This is a genomic window from Acidovorax sp. (assembly GCF_034519795.1).
GTDB lineage: Bacteria > Pseudomonadota > Gammaproteobacteria > Burkholderiales > Burkholderiaceae_C > Acidovorax.
In genome coordinates this window covers 46,045-66,123 of sequence record NZ_JAXHOB010000009.1, presented here as the reverse complement: position 1 = coordinate 66,123, position 20,079 = coordinate 46,045, and the positions used below count along the sequence as shown (strand labels likewise).

General features: G+C 66.7%; 25 protein-coding genes and 9 pseudogenes. 17 read left to right on the top strand and 17 right to left on the bottom strand.

From position 1 onward, the window contains the following. Window positions 1–44: 44 nt before the first annotated feature. Window positions 45–961, bottom strand: a pseudogene (locus tag U5N23_RS10850) (LysR family transcriptional regulator). A gap of 152 nt (window positions 962–1,113) precedes the next feature. Between U5N23_RS10850 and U5N23_RS10845 the strand changes: the two are divergent. After that, entirely contained in the window at window positions 1,114–1,530 is a 417-nt protein-coding gene (locus tag U5N23_RS10845) for a 4-oxalocrotonate tautomerase (protein ID WP_322592821.1), read from the top strand. Window positions 1,531–1,606: 76 nt separating this feature from the next. Continuing rightward, the gene (gloA, locus tag U5N23_RS10840; RefSeq protein WP_322592820.1) at window positions 1,607–2,044 is read left to right on the top strand and encodes a lactoylglutathione lyase; all 438 of its coding nucleotides are present in this window, start codon (window positions 1,607–1,609) and stop codon (window positions 2,042–2,044) included. Between the two features lie 216 nt (window positions 2,045–2,260). Here gloA and U5N23_RS10835 read toward each other — a convergent pair whose 3' ends face one another. The 13 genes and pseudogenes from U5N23_RS10835 to U5N23_RS10775 form a co-directional block, all read right to left on the bottom strand. Continuing rightward, window positions 2,261–2,671 (bottom strand): hypothetical protein, encoded by a 411-nt coding sequence (locus U5N23_RS10835; protein WP_322592819.1) that lies wholly within the window; start codon window positions 2,669–2,671, stop codon window positions 2,261–2,263. Window positions 2,672–2,776: 105 nt separating this feature from the next. After that, window positions 2,777–3,457, bottom strand: a complete 681-nt coding sequence (locus tag U5N23_RS10830) for a DMT family transporter (protein WP_322592818.1) — start codon at window positions 3,455–3,457, stop codon at window positions 2,777–2,779. Window positions 3,458–3,678: 221 nt separating this feature from the next. Continuing rightward, window positions 3,679–3,978, bottom strand: a complete 300-nt coding sequence (locus U5N23_RS10825; RefSeq protein WP_322592817.1) for a hypothetical protein — start codon at window positions 3,976–3,978, stop codon at window positions 3,679–3,681. 28 nt (window positions 3,979–4,006) lie between these two features. Then, the gene (locus U5N23_RS10820) at window positions 4,007–4,657 is read right to left on the bottom strand and encodes a GntR family transcriptional regulator (protein ID WP_322592816.1); all 651 of its coding nucleotides are present in this window, start codon (window positions 4,655–4,657) and stop codon (window positions 4,007–4,009) included. 67 nt (window positions 4,658–4,724) lie between these two features. Next, window positions 4,725–5,165, bottom strand: coding sequence for a VOC family protein (locus U5N23_RS10815; protein WP_322592815.1), 441 nt, complete (start codon window positions 5,163–5,165; stop codon window positions 4,725–4,727). Continuing rightward, the gene (locus U5N23_RS10810; protein ID WP_322592814.1) at window positions 5,162–5,383 is read right to left on the bottom strand and encodes a hypothetical protein; all 222 of its coding nucleotides are present in this window, start codon (window positions 5,381–5,383) and stop codon (window positions 5,162–5,164) included. Before U5N23_RS10810 ends, U5N23_RS10815 begins: the two co-directional genes overlap by 4 nt. A gap of 130 nt (window positions 5,384–5,513) precedes the next feature. Continuing rightward, window positions 5,514–5,915, bottom strand: a pseudogene (locus tag U5N23_RS10800) (ATP-binding cassette domain-containing protein); the annotation flags it as partial. A 66-nt stretch (window positions 5,916–5,981) separates the two neighbouring features. Further along, a complete protein-coding gene (locus U5N23_RS10795) occupies window positions 5,982–6,791 on the bottom strand; it encodes an ABC transporter permease subunit (RefSeq protein ID WP_322592811.1) in 810 nt (269 codons plus the stop codon). A 181-nt stretch (window positions 6,792–6,972) separates the two neighbouring features. Further along, on the bottom strand, window positions 6,973–7,455 hold the full coding sequence (locus tag U5N23_RS10790) for a transporter substrate-binding domain-containing protein (protein WP_322592810.1): 483 nt from the start codon (window positions 7,453–7,455) through the stop codon (window positions 6,973–6,975). Window positions 7,456–7,510: 55 nt separating this feature from the next. Further along, window positions 7,511–7,687, bottom strand: a pseudogene (locus tag U5N23_RS33120) (transporter substrate-binding domain-containing protein); the annotation flags it as partial. A gap of 322 nt (window positions 7,688–8,009) precedes the next feature. Then, window positions 8,010–8,222 (bottom strand): hypothetical protein, encoded by a 213-nt coding sequence (locus U5N23_RS10785; RefSeq protein WP_322592809.1) that lies wholly within the window; start codon window positions 8,220–8,222, stop codon window positions 8,010–8,012. Beyond that, window positions 8,207–8,383 carry a hypothetical protein gene (locus tag U5N23_RS10780; protein ID WP_322592808.1) on the bottom strand — a complete coding sequence of 59 codons (177 nt, stop codon included), beginning with the start codon at window positions 8,381–8,383 and terminating at the stop codon, window positions 8,207–8,209. The genes U5N23_RS10785 and U5N23_RS10780 overlap by 16 nt, the downstream gene beginning before the upstream one ends. Window positions 8,384–8,679: 296 nt before the next feature. Continuing rightward, the gene (locus U5N23_RS10775; RefSeq protein ID WP_322592807.1) at window positions 8,680–9,519 is read right to left on the bottom strand and encodes a GntR family transcriptional regulator; all 840 of its coding nucleotides are present in this window, start codon (window positions 9,517–9,519) and stop codon (window positions 8,680–8,682) included. A 291-nt stretch (window positions 9,520–9,810) separates the two neighbouring features. Here U5N23_RS10775 and U5N23_RS10770 point away from each other — a divergent pair, with 291 nt between their 5' ends. From U5N23_RS10770 to proC, 15 genes and pseudogenes are all read left to right on the top strand, one after another. Continuing rightward, on the top strand, window positions 9,811–10,695 hold the full coding sequence (locus U5N23_RS10770; protein WP_322592806.1) for an ABC transporter substrate-binding protein: 885 nt from the start codon (window positions 9,811–9,813) through the stop codon (window positions 10,693–10,695). A gap of 39 nt (window positions 10,696–10,734) precedes the next feature. After that, window positions 10,735–10,920, top strand: coding sequence for a hypothetical protein (locus U5N23_RS10765; protein ID WP_322592805.1), 186 nt, complete (start codon window positions 10,735–10,737; stop codon window positions 10,918–10,920). Window positions 10,921–11,021: 101 nt separating this feature from the next. Then, a pseudogene (locus U5N23_RS10760) lies at window positions 11,022–11,914 on the top strand (branched-chain amino acid ABC transporter permease). A gap of 43 nt (window positions 11,915–11,957) precedes the next feature. Beyond that, window positions 11,958–12,776: pseudogene (locus U5N23_RS10755) on the top strand (branched-chain amino acid ABC transporter permease). Window positions 12,777–12,801: 25 nt separating this feature from the next. Next, window positions 12,802–13,371, top strand: coding sequence for an ATP-binding cassette domain-containing protein (locus U5N23_RS10750; protein WP_322592804.1), 570 nt, complete (start codon window positions 12,802–12,804; stop codon window positions 13,369–13,371). Continuing rightward, on the top strand, window positions 13,337–13,618 hold the full coding sequence (locus tag U5N23_RS10745) for a hypothetical protein (protein WP_322592803.1): 282 nt from the start codon (window positions 13,337–13,339) through the stop codon (window positions 13,616–13,618). Before U5N23_RS10750 ends, U5N23_RS10745 begins: the two co-directional genes overlap by 35 nt. A 110-nt stretch (window positions 13,619–13,728) precedes the next feature. After that, a pseudogene (locus tag U5N23_RS10740) lies at window positions 13,729–14,052 on the top strand (ATP-binding cassette domain-containing protein); the annotation flags it as partial. A gap of 209 nt (window positions 14,053–14,261) precedes the next feature. Then, on the top strand, window positions 14,262–14,558 hold the full coding sequence (locus U5N23_RS10735) for a hypothetical protein (protein ID WP_322592802.1): 297 nt from the start codon (window positions 14,262–14,264) through the stop codon (window positions 14,556–14,558). A 409-nt stretch (window positions 14,559–14,967) separates the two neighbouring features. Beyond that, entirely contained in the window at window positions 14,968–15,144 is a 177-nt protein-coding gene (locus tag U5N23_RS10730; protein ID WP_322592801.1) for a HAMP domain-containing protein, read from the top strand. Continuing rightward, window positions 15,141–15,506: pseudogene (locus tag U5N23_RS33115) on the top strand (methyl-accepting chemotaxis protein); the annotation flags it as partial. The gene U5N23_RS10730 and the pseudogene U5N23_RS33115, both read left to right, overlap by 4 nt. Before the next feature lie 7 nt (window positions 15,507–15,513). Next, window positions 15,514–15,738, top strand: coding sequence for a methyl-accepting chemotaxis protein (locus tag U5N23_RS33110; RefSeq protein ID WP_416208603.1), 225 nt, complete (start codon window positions 15,514–15,516; stop codon window positions 15,736–15,738). Continuing rightward, window positions 15,705–15,980 carry a hypothetical protein gene (locus U5N23_RS10725; protein ID WP_322592800.1) on the top strand — a complete coding sequence of 92 codons (276 nt, stop codon included), beginning with the start codon at window positions 15,705–15,707 and terminating at the stop codon, window positions 15,978–15,980. Before U5N23_RS33110 ends, U5N23_RS10725 begins: the two co-directional genes overlap by 34 nt. A 43-nt stretch (window positions 15,981–16,023) precedes the next feature. Next, window positions 16,024–16,350, top strand: a complete 327-nt coding sequence (locus U5N23_RS10720; protein ID WP_322592799.1) for an ABC transporter substrate-binding protein — start codon at window positions 16,024–16,026, stop codon at window positions 16,348–16,350. Between the two features lie 617 nt (window positions 16,351–16,967). Beyond that, on the top strand, window positions 16,968–17,111 hold the full coding sequence (locus U5N23_RS10715) for a hypothetical protein (RefSeq protein ID WP_322592798.1): 144 nt from the start codon (window positions 16,968–16,970) through the stop codon (window positions 17,109–17,111). Between the two features lie 81 nt (window positions 17,112–17,192). After that, a pseudogene (proC, locus tag U5N23_RS10710) lies at window positions 17,193–18,076 on the top strand (pyrroline-5-carboxylate reductase). A gap of 62 nt (window positions 18,077–18,138) precedes the next feature. Here the strand turns inward: proC and U5N23_RS10705 are convergent. The 3 genes and pseudogenes from U5N23_RS10705 to U5N23_RS10695 form a co-directional block, all read right to left on the bottom strand. Next, a pseudogene (locus tag U5N23_RS10705) lies at window positions 18,139–18,285 on the bottom strand (succinylglutamate desuccinylase); the annotation flags it as partial. A gap of 1 nt (window position 18,286) precedes the next feature. After that, on the bottom strand, window positions 18,287–18,676 hold the full coding sequence (locus tag U5N23_RS10700) for a hypothetical protein (RefSeq protein WP_322592797.1): 390 nt from the start codon (window positions 18,674–18,676) through the stop codon (window positions 18,287–18,289). Continuing rightward, window positions 18,634–19,998 carry a class I SAM-dependent methyltransferase gene (locus U5N23_RS10695; protein ID WP_322592796.1) on the bottom strand — a complete coding sequence of 455 codons (1,365 nt, stop codon included), beginning with the start codon at window positions 19,996–19,998 and terminating at the stop codon, window positions 18,634–18,636. The genes U5N23_RS10700 and U5N23_RS10695 overlap by 43 nt, the downstream gene beginning before the upstream one ends. Window positions 19,999–20,079 lie beyond the last annotated feature (81 nt).

The window sequence follows — 20,079 nt, the reverse complement described above, 5'->3', positions numbered from 1 at the left end:
AGCTTGCGCTTTATCTTTGGTGCGCAGGCGAAGAGGTCCATAGGTCAGGATTTCCTTGCTGGCTCTCTGAAATCCGAAAAGCAGGATTCAAGAAAGGCCATCGCTGCCAGTATCTTGGGGGCCCTGTGCCTGGTGCTCAAAATCACAGCATACACAGGGCTGCTACCCGGACGTACGAGCTTGCCCAAGACTGGACGGAGCCGCCCAGCTTCAACCAGCGCGTTGCCAATCACGTCATTGATTCGCGCGATTCCGGCTCCGCACAGAGCCAGAGAAATGACAGATGCGCTGCTGTTAACACGCACATTCCCCTGTACTTCCAAGGTGACTGAGTCCCGTCGCGATGAAACTCCCATCGATTGTGGGACCTGGTGGCCGCATTGGAGATAAGTCGGTGCTCGGACAAGTCGTCGATCGACTTCGGAGTGCCCCACTTGCGCAAGTAGGCTGGTGATGCATAGAGGGCACGGCCATGCGTACCCAGCGTTCTGGCGACTGCAGCCTGAGCAGGTTCAGCGCCCGCGCGAATGGCGATGTCTATCGACTCGTCCGCCATGTCCACCAAGCGATCTTCCACCTGCAGTTCCAGGGACAGCCCGGGATGGAGCACGGCCAGCTTGTGCAAGCGGGGGATCACCACATACTCCGAGAGCAACTGGCTCACGCTGATTCGCACCACGCCCGAAATGCTATTGCTGCGCCCGCCAATACCGTCCTGAAGCTGGCCAACTTCATCAAGGATTCTGCGGGCGTGCTCCAGAAAAACTTCCCCTTCTTCTGTCAAGGAAAGGCTGTGGGTAGTTCGATGGGCAAGCCGCAGGCCGCAAACGGCCTCAATGTGCGCAATTCTTCGCGAGACATGGCTGGGGGCGACATTGCGATCACGTGCAACTCTTGAGAACGACTGCGCGTTCGCCACTTGCAGAAACAAATAGAAATCGTCCAGGTTCAAATCATTCATGCTTGTGCATTTTCTGCACAAGCATTGATCTGCGCAAAGGATTTCCACAACACCGTGGACATCGCACAGTACGCCAGCGCGGATGTCCCGTGCACAGCGCAAGACCGAGCCATGCGGAGTCATGCACCCAGCAAATCGTTCCTGGAGAAAAAATGCCACTCACACTCATCATCACCGAAGGCCTTCTGCCGAAAGACCGCCGACATACGACGATGGCACGGCTCTCTGAAGCTTTCTTGAAGCTGCACGGCTTGACCGGCAACAAATTCTTCACACCCAATGTGATTGGACACATTTCCGACGTCTCTGCCGACAGCACATTTGCGGGCTTGGAGCCCACACCTGTCGCCATCGTCGAGTGGCTGACGCCATCCTTCGCTTTTGCGTCCAGAGAGATTCAGGAAGCCTATGTGGCCGAGGCCACGCAGATCATCTACGACGCCTGCGACGGCAAGCACCCGCGCGAGAAAATCTGGGTGAACCTGAAGTACGCCATCGACGGCATGTGGGGCATTGGTGGCAAGGCCTACACCAACGAAGAACTGGGCTCTGCGGCAGCCCAAGGCTGACAACGCTCCCGAGTGGCTGCCGATCCGACGATGGGCAGCCAGTTCACGAATCCACACAAGCCGCACAGGGCAGAGCATGACCCACATCGCAGAGACTTCATTCAATGGCCTACCCACGCGCCTGTTACACACCATGCTTCGGGTTTCCGACCTGGAGCGCTCCGTGGACTTCTATACCAGGCTGCTGGGAATGACACTGATGCGCAAGGAGCGCTACCCGCAGGGGCAATTCACTCTGGCCTTTCTCGGATACGGGGAGGAAAGCACCGCTGCGGTCATCGAGCTGACGCACAACTGGGGCGACCGGACTTATGCCATTGGGGATGCCTTCGGGCACATCGCAGTAGGATGCAGCAACGTTCATGCGACTTGCAGACTGCTTGAGCGCGCCGGCGCCACGGTCATCCGCCAACCCGGCCCCCTCTCTGAAATGTCGCCAGACCGGACAGACATCGAACACATCGCCTTCATCCAGGACCCAGACGGCTACCGGATTGAATTGGTCCAGCAGTAGCACTGCAAACACCCCGGAGATAGTCCCGAGGCGGCATACCACCCGTCCGAATGGGGGCATCCACCACCAGGCCCTATCAGGTCATCCGACATGTGGCCGAGCTTCATCGCAAAGCGATGGTTGGAGCGCTGAACCTGCGGCTGCAGATCGTTGCTCTCTATCGATCCTCGCCCCCTCGGCGTAGGCAGATTGGGACGAGCCGACTCCAGACCCGCGTCATCTCACTGCCGCCACGCCAGACAGACCGGAACCCGTCGTGCGGCGCTTGAGCACCGCGATCAGCACATGCGCCCCCACGGCCAGGGCCAACAGCGCCAGCGCACCCAGCCCCCAGATGACCACGGCCAGCACCGTGACGGCACCCGACAGGGCGGGCACCGTTTCCAGCGCCGCCTGGAACACTGGCCCGACGGAGGCGATCATGGCGCCGAAGTCCTCGGCCAACTGGGGCGGTATCCAGACCTTGATCCATTCGGGCAGCAGGACTGCATCGATGGCGGCGGTGCCACCGGCCAGGGCGCCGGCGCTGCCGACCGCCCACACCGTCACCGCATGCACGCCCCAGCAGGCCAGCGACCACAGGGCCAGCAGCATGAACGAGAGAAACCAGCTGATTGCGTAGAACATGGATCGTTGCCCGTATGAAACATCAGGCTCCAAGTATGGGCACTGCGCATCGAAACTGGCACCATGCGCAGCCGAACCTGGCATCCCGTTTTACCGAACTTGGTTTCAGCTGCGGGGATTGGCCCGCCGCGCCATCCATGTGGCCCACAGGCCGCTCAGCACGATCACCGCGATGCCCAGGAGTGTCTGCGCGCTGGGCACCTGGCCGAACACCAGCCAGCCGAGCAAGGCGGCCCAGAGCAGTGGGGAGTAGGAGAGCGGTGCGATGGCGGATGGCGGCGCGAGGCGGTAGGCCCCGATGAGCAGCCATTGCGCCATGCACCAACTGCCTGCCATGGCCAGCAGCCAGGGCCATTGCCGGGCCAGGGCGCGCAGGTCCATGTCCATGGCGGGCAGCGACAGGGCCAGCACCCCGAGCGCGGCAGAATACAGCATGGTGGTGGACGCGGTGTCGGTGCCGCTGAGCAGGCGGGTGCAGATGACGGCGCCGGCCCAGGCCATGGACGACAGCATCGGGAAGAGCATGGCGGCGTCGAAGCCCGCACCACCGGGCCGCGCCACGACCAGGACGCCGGCGAAACCGAGCAGCACCGGGGCACTGCGCCACAGCACCGGGGCACTGCGCCACAGCGCCAAGGGCTCGCGCAGCAGCAGCCAGGACAGCAGCGTCACATACAGCGGCGAGGCGAACACCAGCGCCGTGGCGTCGGCAATGGGCAGGGTTTTGATGCCCTGCAGGAACAGCACGGCGGAGCCGACCAGCCCGCAGGCCCGTCCCAGTTGCACGAACGGGCGCCCCGAGCGCAGCAGCGCGGGGGTTGCGCACTGCCAGGGGGATGGCAGTGACCAGCAGCAGCGCATAGCGCAGCCAGGCGAGCTGGGCGGCGTCGAGCCCCGATCCAGCGTGCTGGACCAGCGCATCGGAGACAGAAAAGCCAGCCATGGCCCCCAGCAGGAGCAGGCAGCCCGAGGTGTGGGCGTACATGGGTGGGGGTAGAAAAAATGGCTCAGGCAGGGGGCCGGCGCACGCGCAGCAGGCCAGGCCCGAGGGGGTGCGGGTGCGGATCCAGCCACCAGGTCTGGGCCGCGATGGCCGCGCCCTTGGCGGTGCTGCGCGCCGCCAGGTGCAGCAGCCAGCCGCCCGGGGGCCCGACGGCGAGCCGGCCTTCGCCCACGGTGAGGTCGGCGAATTCGACCACCACTGCATCGCCGGCCTGCCAGTGGGCCCAGTCCGGGACACTGCGGCCCCCCAGGCGCGCGCCGGGATACAGATGGCTGTCGCCAGCCTGCAGGTGCCGGGCGGTCATCGCGGCTGCTACTGGTTGGGCTATGCGTTCAGCGCTCGTCGAGCGCATCGGCCACGATGCGCATCGTGGTGGCGATGTGCTCGCGCGTGAGGTGCTCGGCACGGTCGCCGTCGCGCTGCTCCAGCGCTTCGAGGATCTCGTGGTGCTCCTTGGCGGAATGGGCCAGCTGGTCCTTGGCGAAGATCACCGGCAGGCGCAGGCTCCAGTACTGGAACTGGGTGCGCTCGTGCTGCTCCACGAAGTACGCATTGGCCGAGAGCGCCACCACGCGGCGGTGGAAGATCTGGTTGAGCCGGTTGACCTCGCTGCGCGAGACCGCCTCGGCCTGGTCCATGGCCGCGAGGATCTGCCGCAGCTCCTGCAGTGCCTCGGGCGATGCGCGCTCGGCCGCCAGCCGCGTGGCATAGCCTTCGATGGCCATGCGGCTCTCGAAGATGCTGCGCACCGCCAGCGGCGCGCCCGTGCCCACCACCCAGCCGCGGCTGCGGCGGACCAGGCCTTCGCCCTGCAGGCGCAGCAGGGCTTCGCGCACGGGGGTGCGGCCGGCGGACAGGAGCGCGCAGATGTCGTCCTCCACCAGGCGTTCACCGGGTTTGACCTCGTGCGACAGGATCCTGTCGCGCAGCTGCTGGTGGACATCGTGGGCGATCAGCGCCGTACCGTTCTGAATGCGGGTCATGGAGTTCCCATTGTGGCGAGCATGGTGCGTGGGTGGCAACAGGGATGGGTGGGGGTGACTGGTGGCGTCAGGCTGTCTTGCGTACCTCGAGAACCACGCCGGCACCGGCGCGCGTGTCGAAGTAGGTGAAGCCGGAGCGGTCCGCCCGGCGCCCGCGCGCGGTGGGCGCAACGCCGGCCTGGCGCGCCTGGGCTTCGGCCTCATCGCAGTCCGCCACCTCGAAACCGAGGTGGTAGACGCCTTCTCCGTGCGTGTCCAGAAAGCGCCGCTGGGGCGAGTCTAGCAAGGACGGCTGGCACAGCTGGAGCTGGAAGTTGGCCAGGTCCAGGCACTTGTAGCGCATGGCGTCGGAGGCGGCCTTGCTGGGCACCTCGAAGGCCACGTAAGGCGGGCCCTTGGGGTAGTCGAACCAGGGGCCCATGCCCAGGTTTTCGTAGTACGCAACCGCAGCGTCCAGGTCGTGCACGACGATGCAGACATGGTGCAGGTGCTGTATTTTGTGGTTCATGGCGGTTCCTCGTTCAATCGTCTCCCCGGCAGGGATATCTTTTTTTGAGTGCCTCCGGCAAGGTGGTGCGAGAGGAACTGGCGGCCCCGGTCGCTGGCCGGGCCGTCGAAGAACCGCCGGGCTGGCTGCACGTCCTCGACGATCTCGCCGTTGACCATGAACAGCACCCGGTCGGCGAGGTCGCGCGCCAGTGCCATCTCGTGCGTGGCCATCAGCATGGTGATGCTCGTCTTCGGCGAGCTGGCGCACGACGGCGATCACCTCCTGCGCCAGCTCGGGGTCGAGCGCGCTGGTGGGCTCGTCGAGCAGCATCACCGCAGGCTCCATGGCCAGGGCGCGCGCAATCGCCACGCGCTGCTGCTGCCCGCCCGAAAGCTGGTGCGGGTAGGCCCGGCCTTTTCCGCCAGGCCCACCCGGTGCAGCAGCGCCAGGTCCTTTCCGCGCGCCTGGGCGCGCGGTTGGCGCAGCACATGCAGCGGGCCGGCCATCACGTTGTCGAGCACGCACAAATGGCGAAACAGGCCGTTCTCTGGGCACCGCGCCGGTGCTCGCGCGTAGCCTGATCTTTGGTGGTTTGGTGCAGTGGGTTAAAAGCGGGTGTAGTTTCACCAGTTTCCACCGACGATGATCTTGCTTCTGCTGTCGATGGCTCTCCAGGTGGGTCACGCAGCGCAGCAGCGTGGACTTGCCTGCGCCCGAAGGGGCCGAGCACGGCGACCACCTGGCCGCGCGGGATCTGGGCGCTGACATTGCGCAGCACGCATTGCGTGCCTCGGAATTTGGTCACTTCCATCAGTTCGATGGCGTTGGGGGGCGTCAGGGACATGGTGCGCCTAGCGGTGGGGAAAGAATTTCTCGAGGGTGGTCTGCAGCGCCGTGGCAAAGGCCGTCATCACCAGGTACCAGAAGCCTGCGACAGCCAGCAGCTCCACCACCTGGAAGTTGGCGGCATAGATGTCGGTGGAGATGCGCAGCAGCTCCAGGTAGCTGATGGCCGAGGCCAGCGAGGTGGACTTCGAGCAGCAGGATGTACCGGCTGCTCGCAGCGGGCACGATGATGCGCGCCGCCTGCGGAATCACCACCTTGCGCATGAGCAGGCCGTGCGGCATGCCGATGGCACGTTTCGCACCGCGCTGGCCGCTGTCCACGGCCAGGAAGCCGCCGCGGATGATCTCGGCCATGTAGGCGCCCTCGGCCAGGCTCAGCCCGATCAGCGCCGCCACGTGGGGCGTGATGACCGAGGTCATCGGCGCGTCCAGCAGCACCCAGCTGGTGAACGGGATGGCGACGTGCAGCTGCGGAAACATGATCGGGAAGGTGTTGAACCAGAAGATCAGCTGGATCAGCATGGGCGTGCCGCGAAACAGGTAGATGTAGGTCGACGCAAACGCCGTGAGGATGGGGTTGCCGCTCACGCGCATCAGCGCGGCCACCAGCCCGACGATGCCGTCCAGCAGCAGCGCCGTGGTGCCCAGCATCAGCGAGTTGATGGCGCCCTCCAGCACCAGGCGGCTGAACAGGTATTCCATGAAGACCGTGAGGTTCATCACCTTGGCCCGGATGGCGGCCTGCAGCAGGACCGCCAGGCCCGCCAGCACCAGCCGGCGAAGATCCAGGGTCCCCATGGGCGGCGGTGCACCACGCGGCGCGGCCTGGCGGGGGCAAGGGTTGAAGATGGCAGGGGCAGCGGGGGTCACACGAACGCCCCGGGTCAGGGCAGGAAGAAAGGCGGGCGGCGCCGGGTCTGTTGGCACACTGCCCGGGATGGGCTGCCGAAGCATTTGCCGCGCTTGGAGGCGGGCAGGTTCACGCTGATGGCCGGCAGGGCGGCACCTGCCACGCCCCATTTGTCGAGCAGCTTCTTGTAGGTGCCGTCGTCCAGCATGGACTGCGTGGTTTTTGCACCGCATCGCGCAGGCCGGTGCGGTTCTTGGCAAAGCCCCAGGAGGTGATGTACTGCGTGAGCATGTAGTTGCCGCCGACGATGCGGTAGCGGTCGGGAAACTGCTGGCCCATGTACACCAGGGCCGGGAAGTCGCCCAGGTAGCCATCGACCCGGCGCAGGTCCAGCTGCATGCGCGCATCCGGCGCCGAGGGCAGTTGCTCGGCGCGGATCGCGCCCTTGCCGGCCTTCACGCAGCGCTCCGACGCAGCCTCCACCTGGGCCATGATCACGCGGCTGCCCAGCAGCGTGGCAACGCCCTTGCCGCAGAAATCGTCGATGGTCTCGAGCTTGTCCTTGTTGGCTGCCAGGGCCAGGATGCTGCCCCCGGAGAACAGGTAGTTCACTAAGCTCCACCTTCTGCTCGCGCTCTTCGGTGTCGCTGATGCCGCCCGACGCCAGGTCGAAGCGGTCGGCCTCCAGGCCGGGGATCAGCGCCGAGTATTCGGCCTGCACGTATTCGAGCTTGAGGCCCAGGCGCTGGGCCACCTCGGCCAGCAGGTCGCGGCTGGCGCCGGTGACCTCGCTCTTGCCCGGCTCACGGAACTCGATGGGCGGAAACGTCTGCTGCGAGCCCACCCGCAACACGCCGCGCGCCTGATCTCCGCAGGCACCTCAGCGGCGAGGGGGTGGCCGCCTGGGCCATGCCCAGGAGTGGAATGGCGGCCGCCAGCAAGAGCAGGCCGCTGCGGAATGGTCGCTTCAGGAAATGCATGGTGATGTCCTTTCAAGTACGCGCGAGAGTGTAGGGATGCGGGTGGGTGCGGGTGCCGGTCAGCGGCTTTCGGCGGACTTGCCCGGGATAGCCGATGGGTTGGGGCGGTCCGCGCGCGGGCAGGGGGCGGCCGCGTCGAACGTGGCCTGCACCGATTCGATGTAGTCGGCAGGAGCTTCCAGGCCTTCAACCCGGCAGGAATGTGCTCCCTGCAGAAGCTGGGCGGCGCATGGCCATGCCGGGGTTGGACAGGCGGTAGGTCCAGCAGTCGTAGGCCTTGCCGTCCTCGCCATGCACGGTCAGGAAGAAGCGCTCGAAGTCGTCGTAGTCCTCGTTAAGCTGGTGGGGTTCGTGCTCGAACACCACGCCCAGGGCGTTGTTGCCTACGGAATCGGCCACTCCGTTGAGGTGGCACCAGCCCCGGTCGCTGCGCTCGCCGGCGGCATGGAACTGCAGGCGGTGGTTGGCGCATGCGCCTTGGTGATGGCCTTGGTAGTGGGCCAGAAGCGGCGGATCTCGGGATCGTTGAGCCAGGTGCAGTAGGCAAAGTAGTAGAGCATGGGTCGCTTTCTTTCAGGAGGGAAGAAGCCTCCTGCGAGGCGGGGAGGGTGAATCTGTATATCTCTTCGTATATGTTCAGTGCAAGGCTTGTGCCAACCCAGGGAAGCAGGTGCCCTTGGCCCTGGTGAAGCGTATATTTCAATGTGTACGTAAAGATATACGAAGATTTTGGGATCGACCCTGGTGTTTTCCCGAACCTGGGATCCGCCAGCGCCATGCACCTGTTTGGTGGGCGGGCGCACTGTCTCGGCGCGTGTTGGGCGGCTTTGGTGCGGCCGGTCGGCCTGGGGGCCTGTCAAGCCGCGTTTCGGGGTCGCGAAATGGGTGTCAACAGGCCCTGGGCCGATTCATGGCGATGAACGCCCCGGCGCCTGTGTCTCTGGGCAGCACCGCGATCCGAGAACGACAGCCTGGCCACGGCGGCCGGGCTTGCCTGTCCTTCAGGCCAGTTGCAGCAAGCCCGGGACGTCGCCGCCTTGCATCTGCTGTTCGCGCGCGGTGGCGAGCAACTCCTTGCGGGGTGTTGTCGACGCGCTCTTCGAGCAGCGACACCACCTTGCCGACGTCGCGCGCGCGGCAGGCAGCCACCAGCTGGTAGTGGTCGGACTGCGGCTTGTCCTTGCCCGTGGCCTTGGACATGGCCAGGGCGGGTATAGCGGTCGGTGTTCAGGCAGTACTCTTCGAAGAGCCGCTTCAGGCGCATGTTGTTCGCCGGGGCCGAGAGCGCCAGGTGGAACTGGCGGTTGTACTCGGCCCAGTCGCTCACCACCTCGCTTTGGCTGTAGTCGTCCAGGATGCGCTCCATGGCCTCGAAGTCGCGCTCCACCATGTTGGGCACGGCCAGTTTGGCGGCATGGCATTCGAGCGCCACGCGGATGTCCAGCAGCTCGCAGATCTGCTGCACGTTCATGCCGGCCACCACCGCGCCCTGGCTGAGGTGGTGCACCACCAGGCCTTCCGACTCGAGCTGGCGCAGTGCCTCGCGCACGGGGATGCGGCTGGCGTTGAACTGCGTGGCCAGCGCGTCCTGCCGCAATTGGTGGCCTGCCGCGAGCTTGCCGCTGAGGATGTCATGGCGCAGCGCGTCGCGGATGACCTGGTGCAGCGCAAGCGGCTTGGTGGTGCGGGATCTCATGGCGCTATTGGATCAGAACTTGGGCAAGGCTTCGCAACGCCATTGTCATATTGGATCCTCATGTATAGAATTGGATCCAATCGATGATTTGTTGGATCTAAAGCAATGCGAATTGGGTTCAGAAAGGTAGCGTTTGGCTACTTTCTGAGAGACCGGGCGCCGCCACCCTGGCGCGCCAGGGCTCTTTCTCTCCGTTCGGGCTGGCACTCCCACAGGCATCCCCCCTGCACCCCGTGCATTGCGGCGCGAGCCGATTTCCTGACCCATCCACCTAACGGAGCTTCCATGTCCATGAAATTTCGAACCCTCCGAGCGCCCATGGCGTTCGCCGCCAGCCTGGCCGTCACCCTGCATGCGCTGGCGCAGGACACCGTGCAGATGGGCGCCGTGCTCTCGCTCACGGGCGCCAATGCCACCGTGGGCGAGGACGTGCGCCGCGCCGTCGCCCTGGCCGTGGACAAGGTGAACGCCGACGGCGGCGTGCTCGGCAAGAAGTTCAGCGTCATCGTGGAAGACTCGGGCGGCAACGCCACCACCGCGCTGAATGCGGCGCGCAAGCTGGTCAGCGTGGACAAGGTACCCGTCGTGATCGGTGAGTACTGGTCGGGCATCACGCTGCCCATGGCGCAGTACCTGGTGAAGGAGGGCGTGGCCCACATCAACATCGCCAGCACCAGCGTGAAGATCCGCGACCTGGGCGCCAGCTCGTTCAACCTCATCGGCCTGGAGGACAAGGGCAACCAGTTCTCGTCCAAGGACGTGTGGGACCTGGGCTACCGCAACGTGGCCATGGTGGCGCCCAACAACGCCTACGGCCAGGGCGTGGTGCACGGCTTCAGGCAGGAGTTCGAAAAACTCGGCGGCAAGATCGTGACCGAAGTGCTCTACACCGCCGGCCAATCCACCTACCGGCGCGAACTGCAGCAGATGTCGCGCAGCAACCCCGATGCCTACATCTACACCGCCTACGGCCAGGAGTCGGCGGTGATCAACCGCGAAGCCATGGAACTGGGCCTGCGCAGCAAGCCCTGGTACGCCATCCTGATCTCCATGAGCCTGTCCGACACGGCGCCCGAGATCGCCAAGGGCCAGCTCGGCATGGAGGTGGCCTGGGTCTACGGCGCTGCGGGCAAGGCCTACGCCACGCCTTTGCCGCCAAGCACAAGGAGGGCATGAAGACTCCAGTACACCGGCTATGCCTATGACGCCGTGCTCATGACGGCCGCCGCGATGAACAAGGCCAAATCCACCGACACCGCCGCCGTGCAGGCCGCACTCAAGGAGCTGGGCAAGGGCGGCTATGTCGGCGTGACCGGCCCTATCGTCCTCGACGCGGAGCGCCAGCGCACCGACCCGCCCTACGCCAAGCTCAAGTACGACGGCAAGGTCGTGCCGCGCTGATCCCCTGCCAGCCTCTCGCCGCGCCCCCTTCGGGCGCGGCATCCCCTGACGCCTGGCACACCGCGCACAGCGCGCGGGGCCGGGCCCACCGACCCGTTTCCATGCTTCAACTCCTCTTCGACACGCTGTTGCGTGCCTCGGACCTCGCGCTCGTCGCGCTGGGCCTGAGCACGGTCTACGGTCTGGTCAAGTTTCCCAACATCGCGCATGTGCAGTACGCCATGCTCGGTGCCTACGCCACCTATGCCCTCTTCGCCTGGGGCCTGCCGCTGCCGCTGGCCATTGCTATCGCCTGCGGTCTCACGGGCCTGCTCACGCTGGCGCTGCACCTGCTGGTGTTCCGCCGCCTGCTGCGTTCGGGGCCGGCAATCGCCATGATCGGCTCGCTTGCCGTCGCCATGCTGGTCGTGGCCGGCGCGCAAGGCGTCGCCGACTCCTTCCCGCGCATGTTCAACCTGCCCATCACCGAACCCCTGGTGCTCGGCGGCGTGCGCCTGTCGCACACGCAGGTCGCCCCCATGGGCACCACCTCCGTGCTGCTGGTGCTGTTCACGCTGCTGCTGTTCTACTACACACGGGGCGCGCCATGCGGGCGCTGTCGACCAACCCGGCACTCGCAGCGGCCTCGGGCCTCAATGCCGAAGGCACCACACGCCTGGTCAACTTCGCCAGCGGTGCCATCGCCGGTCTGGGCGGCAGCCTGCTGGCCTTGTCCACCGGCGCCCACATCAACCTGGGCCACGACCTGCTGCTGCCGGTGTTCGCCGCCGCCATTTTGGGCGGCCTGGGCAATCCGCTGGGCGCCGTGGCCGGGGCCGCGCTGATCGCCCTGACCGAAACCCTGGTCACCAACCTCGACTTCGGCTGGCTGGTGGGCAAGCCGCTGGCCTTCCTGCCGGTCTCCTACATCAGCGCGGCATCGTTCCTGATCCTGCTGCTGGCCCTGCTTTTCAAGCCCTACGGCCTGTTCGACCGCGAGGTGCGCCGTGTTTGACTTCCTGATCTCCACCTTCACCATCGCCGGCATCTACGGCCTGATGGCCCTGGGCCTGAACCTGCAGGCGGGCTACGCCGGCCTGCTCAACTTCGGCCACATCGCGTTTGCCGGCATCGGCGCCTACGCCACCGGCATCGCGGTGCAGGCCGGCTGGCCGCCGCTGGCGGGCGCCGGCTGCGGCGTGCTCGTGGCCATGCTGCTGGGCTGGTGCATCGCCCGCCTGGGGCGCCAGCTCGGCTCGAACTACTAGAACATCGCCACCCTGGCCATCGCCGAGATCCTGCGCACCGTGGCCACCAACGAGGACTGGCTGACCGGCGGCGCCAACGGCATCAGCGCCATCCCCTCGCTGTTCGACGGACTCGGCCGGCCGTGGAGCGCACTGGCCTTCCTGGCCCTGGTGCTGGCCCTGGTCGCGGCCTTCGCGCTGCTGGTGCGGCGCCTGGCCAACGGCCGCTTCGGCCGCGCCCTGCGCCTGACGCGCGAGGAGCCGCAGCTGGCGATCTGCATGGGCTACGACCTGCGCTCGCTCAAGACGCGGGCCATCATGGCCGGCGCCGCCGTCACGGCCCTGGCGGGCTCGCTCTATGCCCACTACATGAGCTTCGCCGGCCCCGACTACATGGTGGCATCAAGGAGACCTTTTTGCTGTGGACCGCTGGTGATGATCGGCGGCATGGGCAATACCGTCGGCGTGCTCGGCGGCGTGGTGCTGGTGCAGGGCGCCTACGCGCGCTGGTGCCTTTTGCCAAGGACTACTTCCACTTCCCAGCTCCGACCTGGCCGGCGCGCTGCGCCTGGGCCTGATCGGCGCGCCATCCTGCTGGCCTGCCTGCTGACTGGCGCAACGAGGGCCTGATCCCCGAGAAACTGCCAAAGATGCCATGACCACCATCGCACCCATGAATGCATTCCTCGAAGTCCGCAGCGTCGCCAAGGCGTTCGGCGGCAACCAGGTCCTCTCGGACGTGAACATCCAGATCGCACAGGGCGAGATCGTCGGCCTGCTCGGGCCCAACGGCTCGGGCAAGAGCACCCTGCTCAACGTCATCACCGGCTTCACGCCGGCCGATGCGGGCAGCGTGCACTTCGCCGGCACGCCCATCGAGCGGCTGGCCGCGCACCGCATCGTGCGCACCGGCATGGCGCGCACCCCCCAGCTGCCCTCCATGCCCACCCGCATGTCGGTGATGGAGGTGGCCATGGCTGCCGCCACCGCCCACCACGGCGTGTGGGACACGCCTACTGGCCACGCGCGGCGCCCGCCATGCCGAGCGCGATGCCCGCGACCGGGCCGAGCACCTGCCGCAGGCGACCTGCTGCTCACCCCCGTGCGCGATCTGCCGGCATCGGCCATCTCCAGGCGGGCAGAAGAAGCTCGCGGGCATCGTCACCCGCGCCTTCATGGCGCGGCCGCGCATGCTGCTGCTCGACGAGCCCAAAGCGGGCATTAACCCCAACCTGCGCCGCGACATCGTCACCGCGCTGCAGCGCCTGAACGCGGACGGCATGACCCTGGTGATCGTGGAGCACGACATGCATTTCATCCGCGAGGTATGCACGCGCTGCGTGGTGCTCGACCGCGGCGAGATCGTCGCCAGTTGCCGCCCCGACGAGCTGGCCCGCAACGAACGCGTGCTGCAGGCCTACCTGGGCACCACATCCCTCGGCCCCCACCCTTCGGCTCTGGAGGCCGCATGATCGAAATCGACAACGTGGTGGCCGGCTACTCGCGCCGAGATCGACATCCTGCGCGGCATGAGCCTGCAGGCCCAGGGCTCCGAGATCGTGACCCTGCAGGGCCCTAACGGCTGCGCCGCAAGAGCACCCTTCTCAAGGCCATCGCCGGCCTTCCGCCTGCTGCCGCGCGGCAGCCGCCATCACGCTGCGCGGCGAGGATGTCTCGCAGATTCCCGTGCGCCGCAAAGATCCGCCACTGCGGCCTGGGCTTCGTGCCGCAGACGGACAACGTCTTCAGCGCTATGACCATCCGCGAGAACCTGCAGGTCGGCGGCCACTACCTGGCCAAGGCCGATTGCGCGCGGCGCATGGACGAGCTGGCCGCCCCCTACTTGCTGCTGGCGCGCAAGATGGACAGCCGCGCCGCGTCCATGTCGAGCGGGGAGCGGCAGATCCTGGCGCTGGCGCGTGCACTCATGCCGCGCCCGGGCATCCTGGTGCTCGACGAGCCCTCGGCCGGCCTATCGCCCAAGGTACTGCACGAGGTATTCGACGCCATCATGCAGGTGCGCGACCAGGAGCGCGTGACCATCCTCGTGATGGAGCCGAGCGCGATGGAGGCGCTGCGCATCTCCGGCCGCGCCTACGTGCTCGCCATGAAGCGGTGGCTTTCAGCGGCCATGCCGGTGCGCTCATACGCGAAGAAAAGGTGCGCGAGCTATACCTGGGCGGCCGCGCCCACTTCGTCGCCGCCACCATCCATCCCTCTTGCCTGCCGGGATTTCCATGCTGCTTGCCCGCATTCCCATCAAGGTCCAGTAACTGCCTGTCGTCGGCGTGCTCGGCGGTGCTGCTGGTTGCGCTCGGCGCATTCGGCCCGCATGCCCTGCGGCGCAGCTATGCCGCGCTGCGGCGCTGGTATAAAACCGCCTGGCACCGCTGCGGCAACTGGCACTGGTGACGCACGCGCTGGACATGGGCCGCTACGCCGTAATTTCGGCCATTGCCGACCCCAGCGACATCGGCCGCAGCCTGGCCGCCCTGGACCTAATGCAGGGCCCGAGGCGCGGTACCTGGCGAGGACTATGAAGGGGGCGCCCGAGCGACCAGGAGCGCGCGCTGGCCGCCGCTTCGCACGGGAGTACTCGCCCTTCATGGCCGAAGAGGTGCGGCCCGCAGTAGGCGCTGCGCGCCGTGAACCTGCCCAGGGCCACGAAACTCTACGGCCAGGCGCTAATGCCGCTGCCGCAGCCGGCCCGCGCCACGCTGGACGCCCTGATGCGCGAGCAGCAGGCCGCCGGCAAGGCGCTATACCGCCGGCGCCCAGCGGGCCTATGCCTACGGCCGTGCGCTCGCGGCGGTAGTGATCGGTGGCGGCCTGGCGCTTGCGCTGGTGCTGGGCTTCGTTGTCGGCGCGCGCCGTTGCCAGGCCACTGGCCCGGGCCGTGCGCATCGCCGAAGGCATGGCCGATGGCGACCTGACCCAGCGCATCGAGGTGCAGAGCGCGGGCGAGGCCGGCCAGTGCTGGCGGCACTGCGCGGCATGAATGCCGGCCTGCGGCACATCGTGCGCGACGTGCGCGGGGGCACGGGCGACATCGCCGAGGCTGCCCGCCCCGCATCGCCCAGGGCAATGCCGGCCTGGCCGGCCATACGGCCACCCAGGGCCGCGGCGCTGAAGCAGACCGCCCAGGCGCTGCGCGGGATCGCCCTGGGGGTACGGCGCAATGCGGCCCACTCGCGGCGAGCGCACACTCGGGCCCGGTCCGCCGGCGGCGTAGCGCGAGCCTGCGGCGCGGTGGCGACCCAGGTCGTGCAGACCATGGGCTCCATCCACGGTACCTCGCGCCGCATGGCCGAGGTCATCGGCGTGATCGACTCCATCGCCTTCCAGACCAACCTACTGGCACTGAGCGCTGGCCGTCGAGGCGGCGCATGCCGGCGAGCGAGGCCGAGGCTTCGGCGTAGTGGCCACCGAAATGCGCGCCCTGGCACGCCGCGGCGCCGACGCGGCGCGCGAGATCGAGGCCCTGATCGGCGGCTCCGCCGCCCGGGTAGAGGCGGCAGCCGGCTGGTGGCCCAGGCAGGCGACACCATTCACCAAGCTGTGGCGCGAAAGGAAGCGGTGCTGGGCGGCGTAGATGCCATCGCCCAGGCCAGCCGCGCGCAAAGCGAAGGCATGGCCCAGGCACATGCCGCCGTGGCGCAGATGGCAGGCGGCGCGCGCGACAACGCCCTGCTGATGGACGAGGCCGGCGCCGCCGCATCGCCGCTGCGCCGCCAGACCCAGGCGCTGCTGCGCACCGTGCGCCGCTTCATCATCGACGAGCTGCCGGCACCGGCACTGCCGTCGTCTACGGGGCATCGAGGCGCACGGCCATGAACGCGGCCTCGAACGCGCCCTTCTCCATCGCCCTGCGAGGCTCATGCTCTGCGCGGCGGGCCTGCTTGCGCCGGTGCTGCATGCGCGGCCGTGGCCGGGCCCATCCAGCTGGGCACGACCGCGCCCTTCAGCGGGGCCTTCGCCGAATACGGGCAGAAGTACCCGCAAGGGCGCCGACGCCTGCATGGCCGCGATCAACGCCGCTGGCGGCGTGCGCAGGCGCCCCGTCGCCATCAGCTACCTGGACGATGGCTACGAGCCGGCGCGCGCCGTGGCCAATGCGCGCACGCTGGCCGGCAAGGGCATTTCTGCCTTCGTGAACCTGGTCGGCGCGAGCTCCCGCAGGCGCTGCGGCCCGTATGCGAAGTGATACTGCCGGTGGGGGCGTCTCCAGCGGCGCCGTCCTGCCGCGCCAGGAGCAACTGCCCGGCAGCCTTCAGGTATTCACGCCAAAGCCAGCAACGGCGACGAGTCGGGAGGGCTTCTCGCGCATCTGCCCACCATCGGCATGGAGAAGGTGGCGCTAATCTACCTGGAGAGCAGCCTCTGGCCGTGCCGGCCTGGAAGTGCGCGCAAGGCCTTCGCCAAGGGCACCACCGAAATCCTGCTGGGCGACCTACCTGCCGCCGTGAGCGAGGTGCAGCGTGCGCAACCGCAGGCCGTGGTGCCTGATCCCTGCGGGGCAGGCGGCACCCGCATTCATCGCCGCCTACCAGGAAGCCGCCGGCCCCGCGGCCCGCGTGGCGGTACTCAATGTCGTCGGCGGCAAGCGCGCTAACCGACCGCCTGCACGCCGAGGTAGCCTCGATCTTAACCTCCTATGCCCATACAAAAGTCCCTGGAATGGCTGGCCGCGCCGCGTAGTGCGCCAGTACCAGGCCAGCCTGGCGCGCACGCGGCGATGCCAGCCCATCGCTACTCGCCCTGGAGGAGCTGCATCGAACCTGCGCTTTGCGGTCGAGGCCCTGCGCCGCCGCCGGCGGCGCTGTGTCTGCCGGCAACGTGCGCCGGGCCCTCGAACAGGGCCTGACCCTGGACCTGGGCGATTTCACGCTCACCCTGCCGGCCGGCGGGCGGGTGGCCTCGCGCTGCACCTCGCTGGGCATCTACCCCGAAGCAATGGCCGGGTGATGGAGTAAGGCACGGCCGGCACCCCATCTTCGCCCCCCCAGCGCTTCATGCAGCGCTGCAAACCAAAAAAGAACCCCATCCATGCAAACCGATACCTCCACGAACCTCCCCGCTGCCACGGGCTCCTCGCCCCACCTCCCCATCGCCTTCATGGGCGGCGGCAACATGGCCAGCGCCATCATCGGCGGCCTGTTGCGCCAGGGCCACCCCGCCAGCCGGATCGAGGTCGTCGAGCCCTGGGAGCAGGCGCGCGAGGCCCTGCACAAGAATACGGCATCGCGGCCCAGGCCGAGGCCGGCCCCGCCCTGCGGCGCCCGCGCATCGTGGTCTGGGCCATCAAGCCCCAGACCTTCAAGGACGCCGCCGCCCAGACCCGTGCCCATACCCAGGATGCCCTGCACCTGAGCGTGGCTGCCGGCATCCGCTCGGACAGCATCGCGCAGTGGCTGGGCAGCGAGCGCATCGTGCGCACCATGCCCAACACCCCGGCCCTGGTGGGCAAGGGCATGAGTGCGCTGTATGCCCGCCCTGCCGTCTCCGAGGCCGAGCGCCGCAGTGTGGAGGCCATCATGGCCACCACGGGCGAGTTCCTGTGGGTGGACAGTGAAAAGCAGCTCGATGCCGTGACCGCGCTTTCGGGCTCGGGCCCGGCCTACGTGTTTTACTTCCTGGAGGCCATGGCCCGCGCGGGCACGGCCATGGGCCTGTCGGCCGAGCAGGCGCACCAGCTGGCCGTGGGCACCTTCGTGGGCGCGTCGGAGCTGGCGCGTTGTTCGGACGAGCCGCCGGCCGTGCTGCGCCAGCGCGTCACGTCCAAGGGGGGCACGACCCAGGCGGCCGTGCAGTCCCTGGAGCGGGACGGCGTGGGCGACGCATTCGAGCGCGCGATCGACGCATCGCGCAAGCGCGCACAGGAGCTGGGTGACGAGTGCGCAAGCACCCCAGGCGCACCCGGGCCCGCTTGACCCCGCCCCCGCACGCACGAAGGGCACCGGGCTACCGCCCCCTTCCCTGCCCGCCCCAGGGTTCAGATCGGCCGCGTCAGGTACACCGCCTCGCGCCCCACGATGGGCTCGCGCGTGGGCATCATCACCGTGCAGCCGTCGCACAGCGCGCGGATCTCCACGGTGCCGTCGGTGGCGATGAGCTCGTCCTTGGCGAAGGTCTCGAAGCCATCAGACGTTCTTCAATGCAATCCGGGCCCTTCGCCCGAGTTCCAGCACATCCCTGTTGGCCATCAGGTGCTCGTAGTAGCACATCCTGCTGTGAATGTGCTGGCTGTGCATGCGGTTTCGCTCCACGTATTGAAGTCCTTTTTCCCTGCGGGCTGCAATTTCGCTGACGTCCGACAACAACCGCAGCAATGAAGTCGCCCACTCCTCTGGCGTCGTGGCAAAAACGCCAATCTCATGGTGCACTTGTTTCTCCGCGTACACCAGAGAAGAGCAAATCGGCACCACCCCGGCTGCGCAGCACTCGATGAATTTCAGATCCGATTTGAAGCGGTTGAACGGCGTGTCATTCAAAGGCAGCATCGCAAGGTCGCGGGTGGCCAGCAATTGCATATACCGTTCATGGGGCGCTGTGGGATGAAACTCCTTGGACAGCTCCGGGGAATGCTGGCAAACACGGCCTCGTCATGCACCACGACAAAGTGGATTGCCGAATTTCTCTGAAGCGCAGCCTTGACAATGCTTGTTTGCACTCGCACCCAGTCCTCTCGCCGGTTGAGTGCGCCAAAGAATATGCGCACCTTGTTGCCTTGTTTTGGGGTAGCGGCCGATGCATGGGGTAGCGAAAATATGGCGTTCTCGAACACCTGCACATTGGGGTTCAACTGCCGCACTGCCTGGGCCAGCGCGGGAGTGCTCACGGTCACGGCATGCACACCCCGAAATGCAAGGTGGTCATTGGCCTGGAATTGAGGCCAGTTGCCGGGGTCATCATCCATGTCAGATACCAGAATCCAGCCTTTGTCAGCAAGCCCCGACACTGACCGGTAAAAACCGGGATCCGTCATGAATTGGCGGTGCAGGATCAGCACTCCCTTGTCCCACCCCTTGGGAATGGACAGTTGTCCATGATCCCAGACTGCGCGGACGAACGGGTTGGTTGATAATGCTGCCAATGGGTGATCGACCCGTGCCTCCGTAACTCCGGCCTGCTTTTTCAGACCCAGTGCAGCGACATGCAGGCGGGGCTGGCACGGACCGTTCGTGGCGCGAATGTTCCATTCGAACGCGGATGAATCGCGCTGGATCTGTTCAGGTTCTGCGCCAGGCTTGCCGCCGATCGGCAGCTTCAGCACTGCATCTGCATCTGTCTCCTGTGGCCATCGCCTGCCTGGGGCAGCATCCAGAACCTCCCAACCGGCCTCTCGAAGCATCTCGATGGCTGTGTCCCGCGTGAAGAATCGGACGTCGCCCTTGGAAGGGAGATCACCTTCAAGACAGTCCCAGCGACCTCCGAACTGCTGCGCCATCAGCCGCCAGTGCGAGAGGTTGGGAATCAAAAGTGTGCACACGCCAGCGGTAGCCACCCTCGACCTCAACTCGCGCAGGGTAGCGCCGGGATTCAGGAGGTATCCCAGCGCGCCTGTGACAACCAGCGCATCGAACAATTCACCCTGCCTGAACGCATCAATGCGGCCGATGGTTAGCGGGTCTTCGATGTTTCCGACAATGACGTGGTCGAGTGCCTCCCGAGCCTTGCCTGCCGCCGCCTCCCGAATTTCCACGCCCACATATCGGGCGAGCGGGTTGCGCAGCTTGTAGGCACGGCCAAACTCACCGGTACCACATCCGATTTCAAGGACATTGCGGATCGCCAGCGGCACCCGGGCCAGCAAACCAGTGTTCACGCTGTGGTCTTCACCGCTCACTGGCATGCACTCTCCGTATTGCGGTGACGCAAACCGAGTACCGAGGTTCCTCCACGGCCTGCATGGATCACGGCACAGACTGCAGGT

What these genes read in the sequence shown, in the direction of transcription:
- U5N23_RS10845 (WP_322592821.1), top strand. Translation starts at nt 1,114, where the DNA reads ATGCCACTCACACTCATCATCACCGAAGGCCTTCTGCCGAAAGACCGC.
- gloA (WP_322592820.1), top strand. Translation starts at nt 1,607, where the DNA reads ATGACCCACATCGCAGAGACTTCATTCAATGGCCTACCCACGCGCCTG.
- U5N23_RS10835 (WP_322592819.1), bottom strand. Translation starts at nt 2,671, where the DNA reads ATGTTCTACGCAATCAGCTGGTTTCTCTCGTTCATGCTGCTGGCCCTG.
- U5N23_RS10825 (WP_322592817.1), bottom strand. Translation starts at nt 3,978, where the DNA reads ATGACCGCCCGGCACCTGCAGGCTGGCGACAGCCATCTGTATCCCGGC.
- U5N23_RS10820 (WP_322592816.1), bottom strand. Translation starts at nt 4,657, where the DNA reads ATGACCCGCATTCAGAACGGTACGGCGCTGATCGCCCACGATGTCCAC.
- U5N23_RS10815 (WP_322592815.1), bottom strand. Translation starts at nt 5,165, where the DNA reads ATGAACCACAAAATACAGCACCTGCACCATGTCTGCATCGTCGTGCAC.
- U5N23_RS10810 (WP_322592814.1), bottom strand. Translation starts at nt 5,383, where the DNA reads ATGCTGATGGCCACGCACGAGATGGCACTGGCGCGCGACCTCGCCGAC.
- U5N23_RS10795 (WP_322592811.1), bottom strand. Translation starts at nt 6,791, where the DNA reads ATGGGGACCCTGGATCTTCGCCGGCTGGTGCTGGCGGGCCTGGCGGTC.
- U5N23_RS10780 (WP_322592808.1), bottom strand. Translation starts at nt 8,383, where the DNA reads ATGCTCTACTACTTTGCCTACTGCACCTGGCTCAACGATCCCGAGATC.
- U5N23_RS10775 (WP_322592807.1), bottom strand. Translation starts at nt 9,519, where the DNA reads ATGAGATCCCGCACCACCAAGCCGCTTGCGCTGCACCAGGTCATCCGC.
- U5N23_RS10770 (WP_322592806.1), top strand. Translation starts at nt 9,811, where the DNA reads ATGAAATTTCGAACCCTCCGAGCGCCCATGGCGTTCGCCGCCAGCCTG.
- U5N23_RS10765 (WP_322592805.1), top strand. Translation starts at nt 10,735, where the DNA reads ATGACGGCCGCCGCGATGAACAAGGCCAAATCCACCGACACCGCCGCC.
- U5N23_RS10750 (WP_322592804.1), top strand. Translation starts at nt 12,802, where the DNA reads ATGACCACCATCGCACCCATGAATGCATTCCTCGAAGTCCGCAGCGTC.
- U5N23_RS10745 (WP_322592803.1), top strand. Translation starts at nt 13,337, where the DNA reads ATGCTGCTGCTCGACGAGCCCAAAGCGGGCATTAACCCCAACCTGCGC.
- U5N23_RS10720 (WP_322592799.1), top strand. Translation starts at nt 16,024, where the DNA reads ATGCTCTGCGCGGCGGGCCTGCTTGCGCCGGTGCTGCATGCGCGGCCG.
- U5N23_RS10700 (WP_322592797.1), bottom strand. Translation starts at nt 18,676, where the DNA reads ATGCAATTGCTGGCCACCCGCGACCTTGCGATGCTGCCTTTGAATGAC.
- U5N23_RS10695 (WP_322592796.1), bottom strand. Translation starts at nt 19,998, where the DNA reads ATGCCAGTGAGCGGTGAAGACCACAGCGTGAACACTGGTTTGCTGGCC.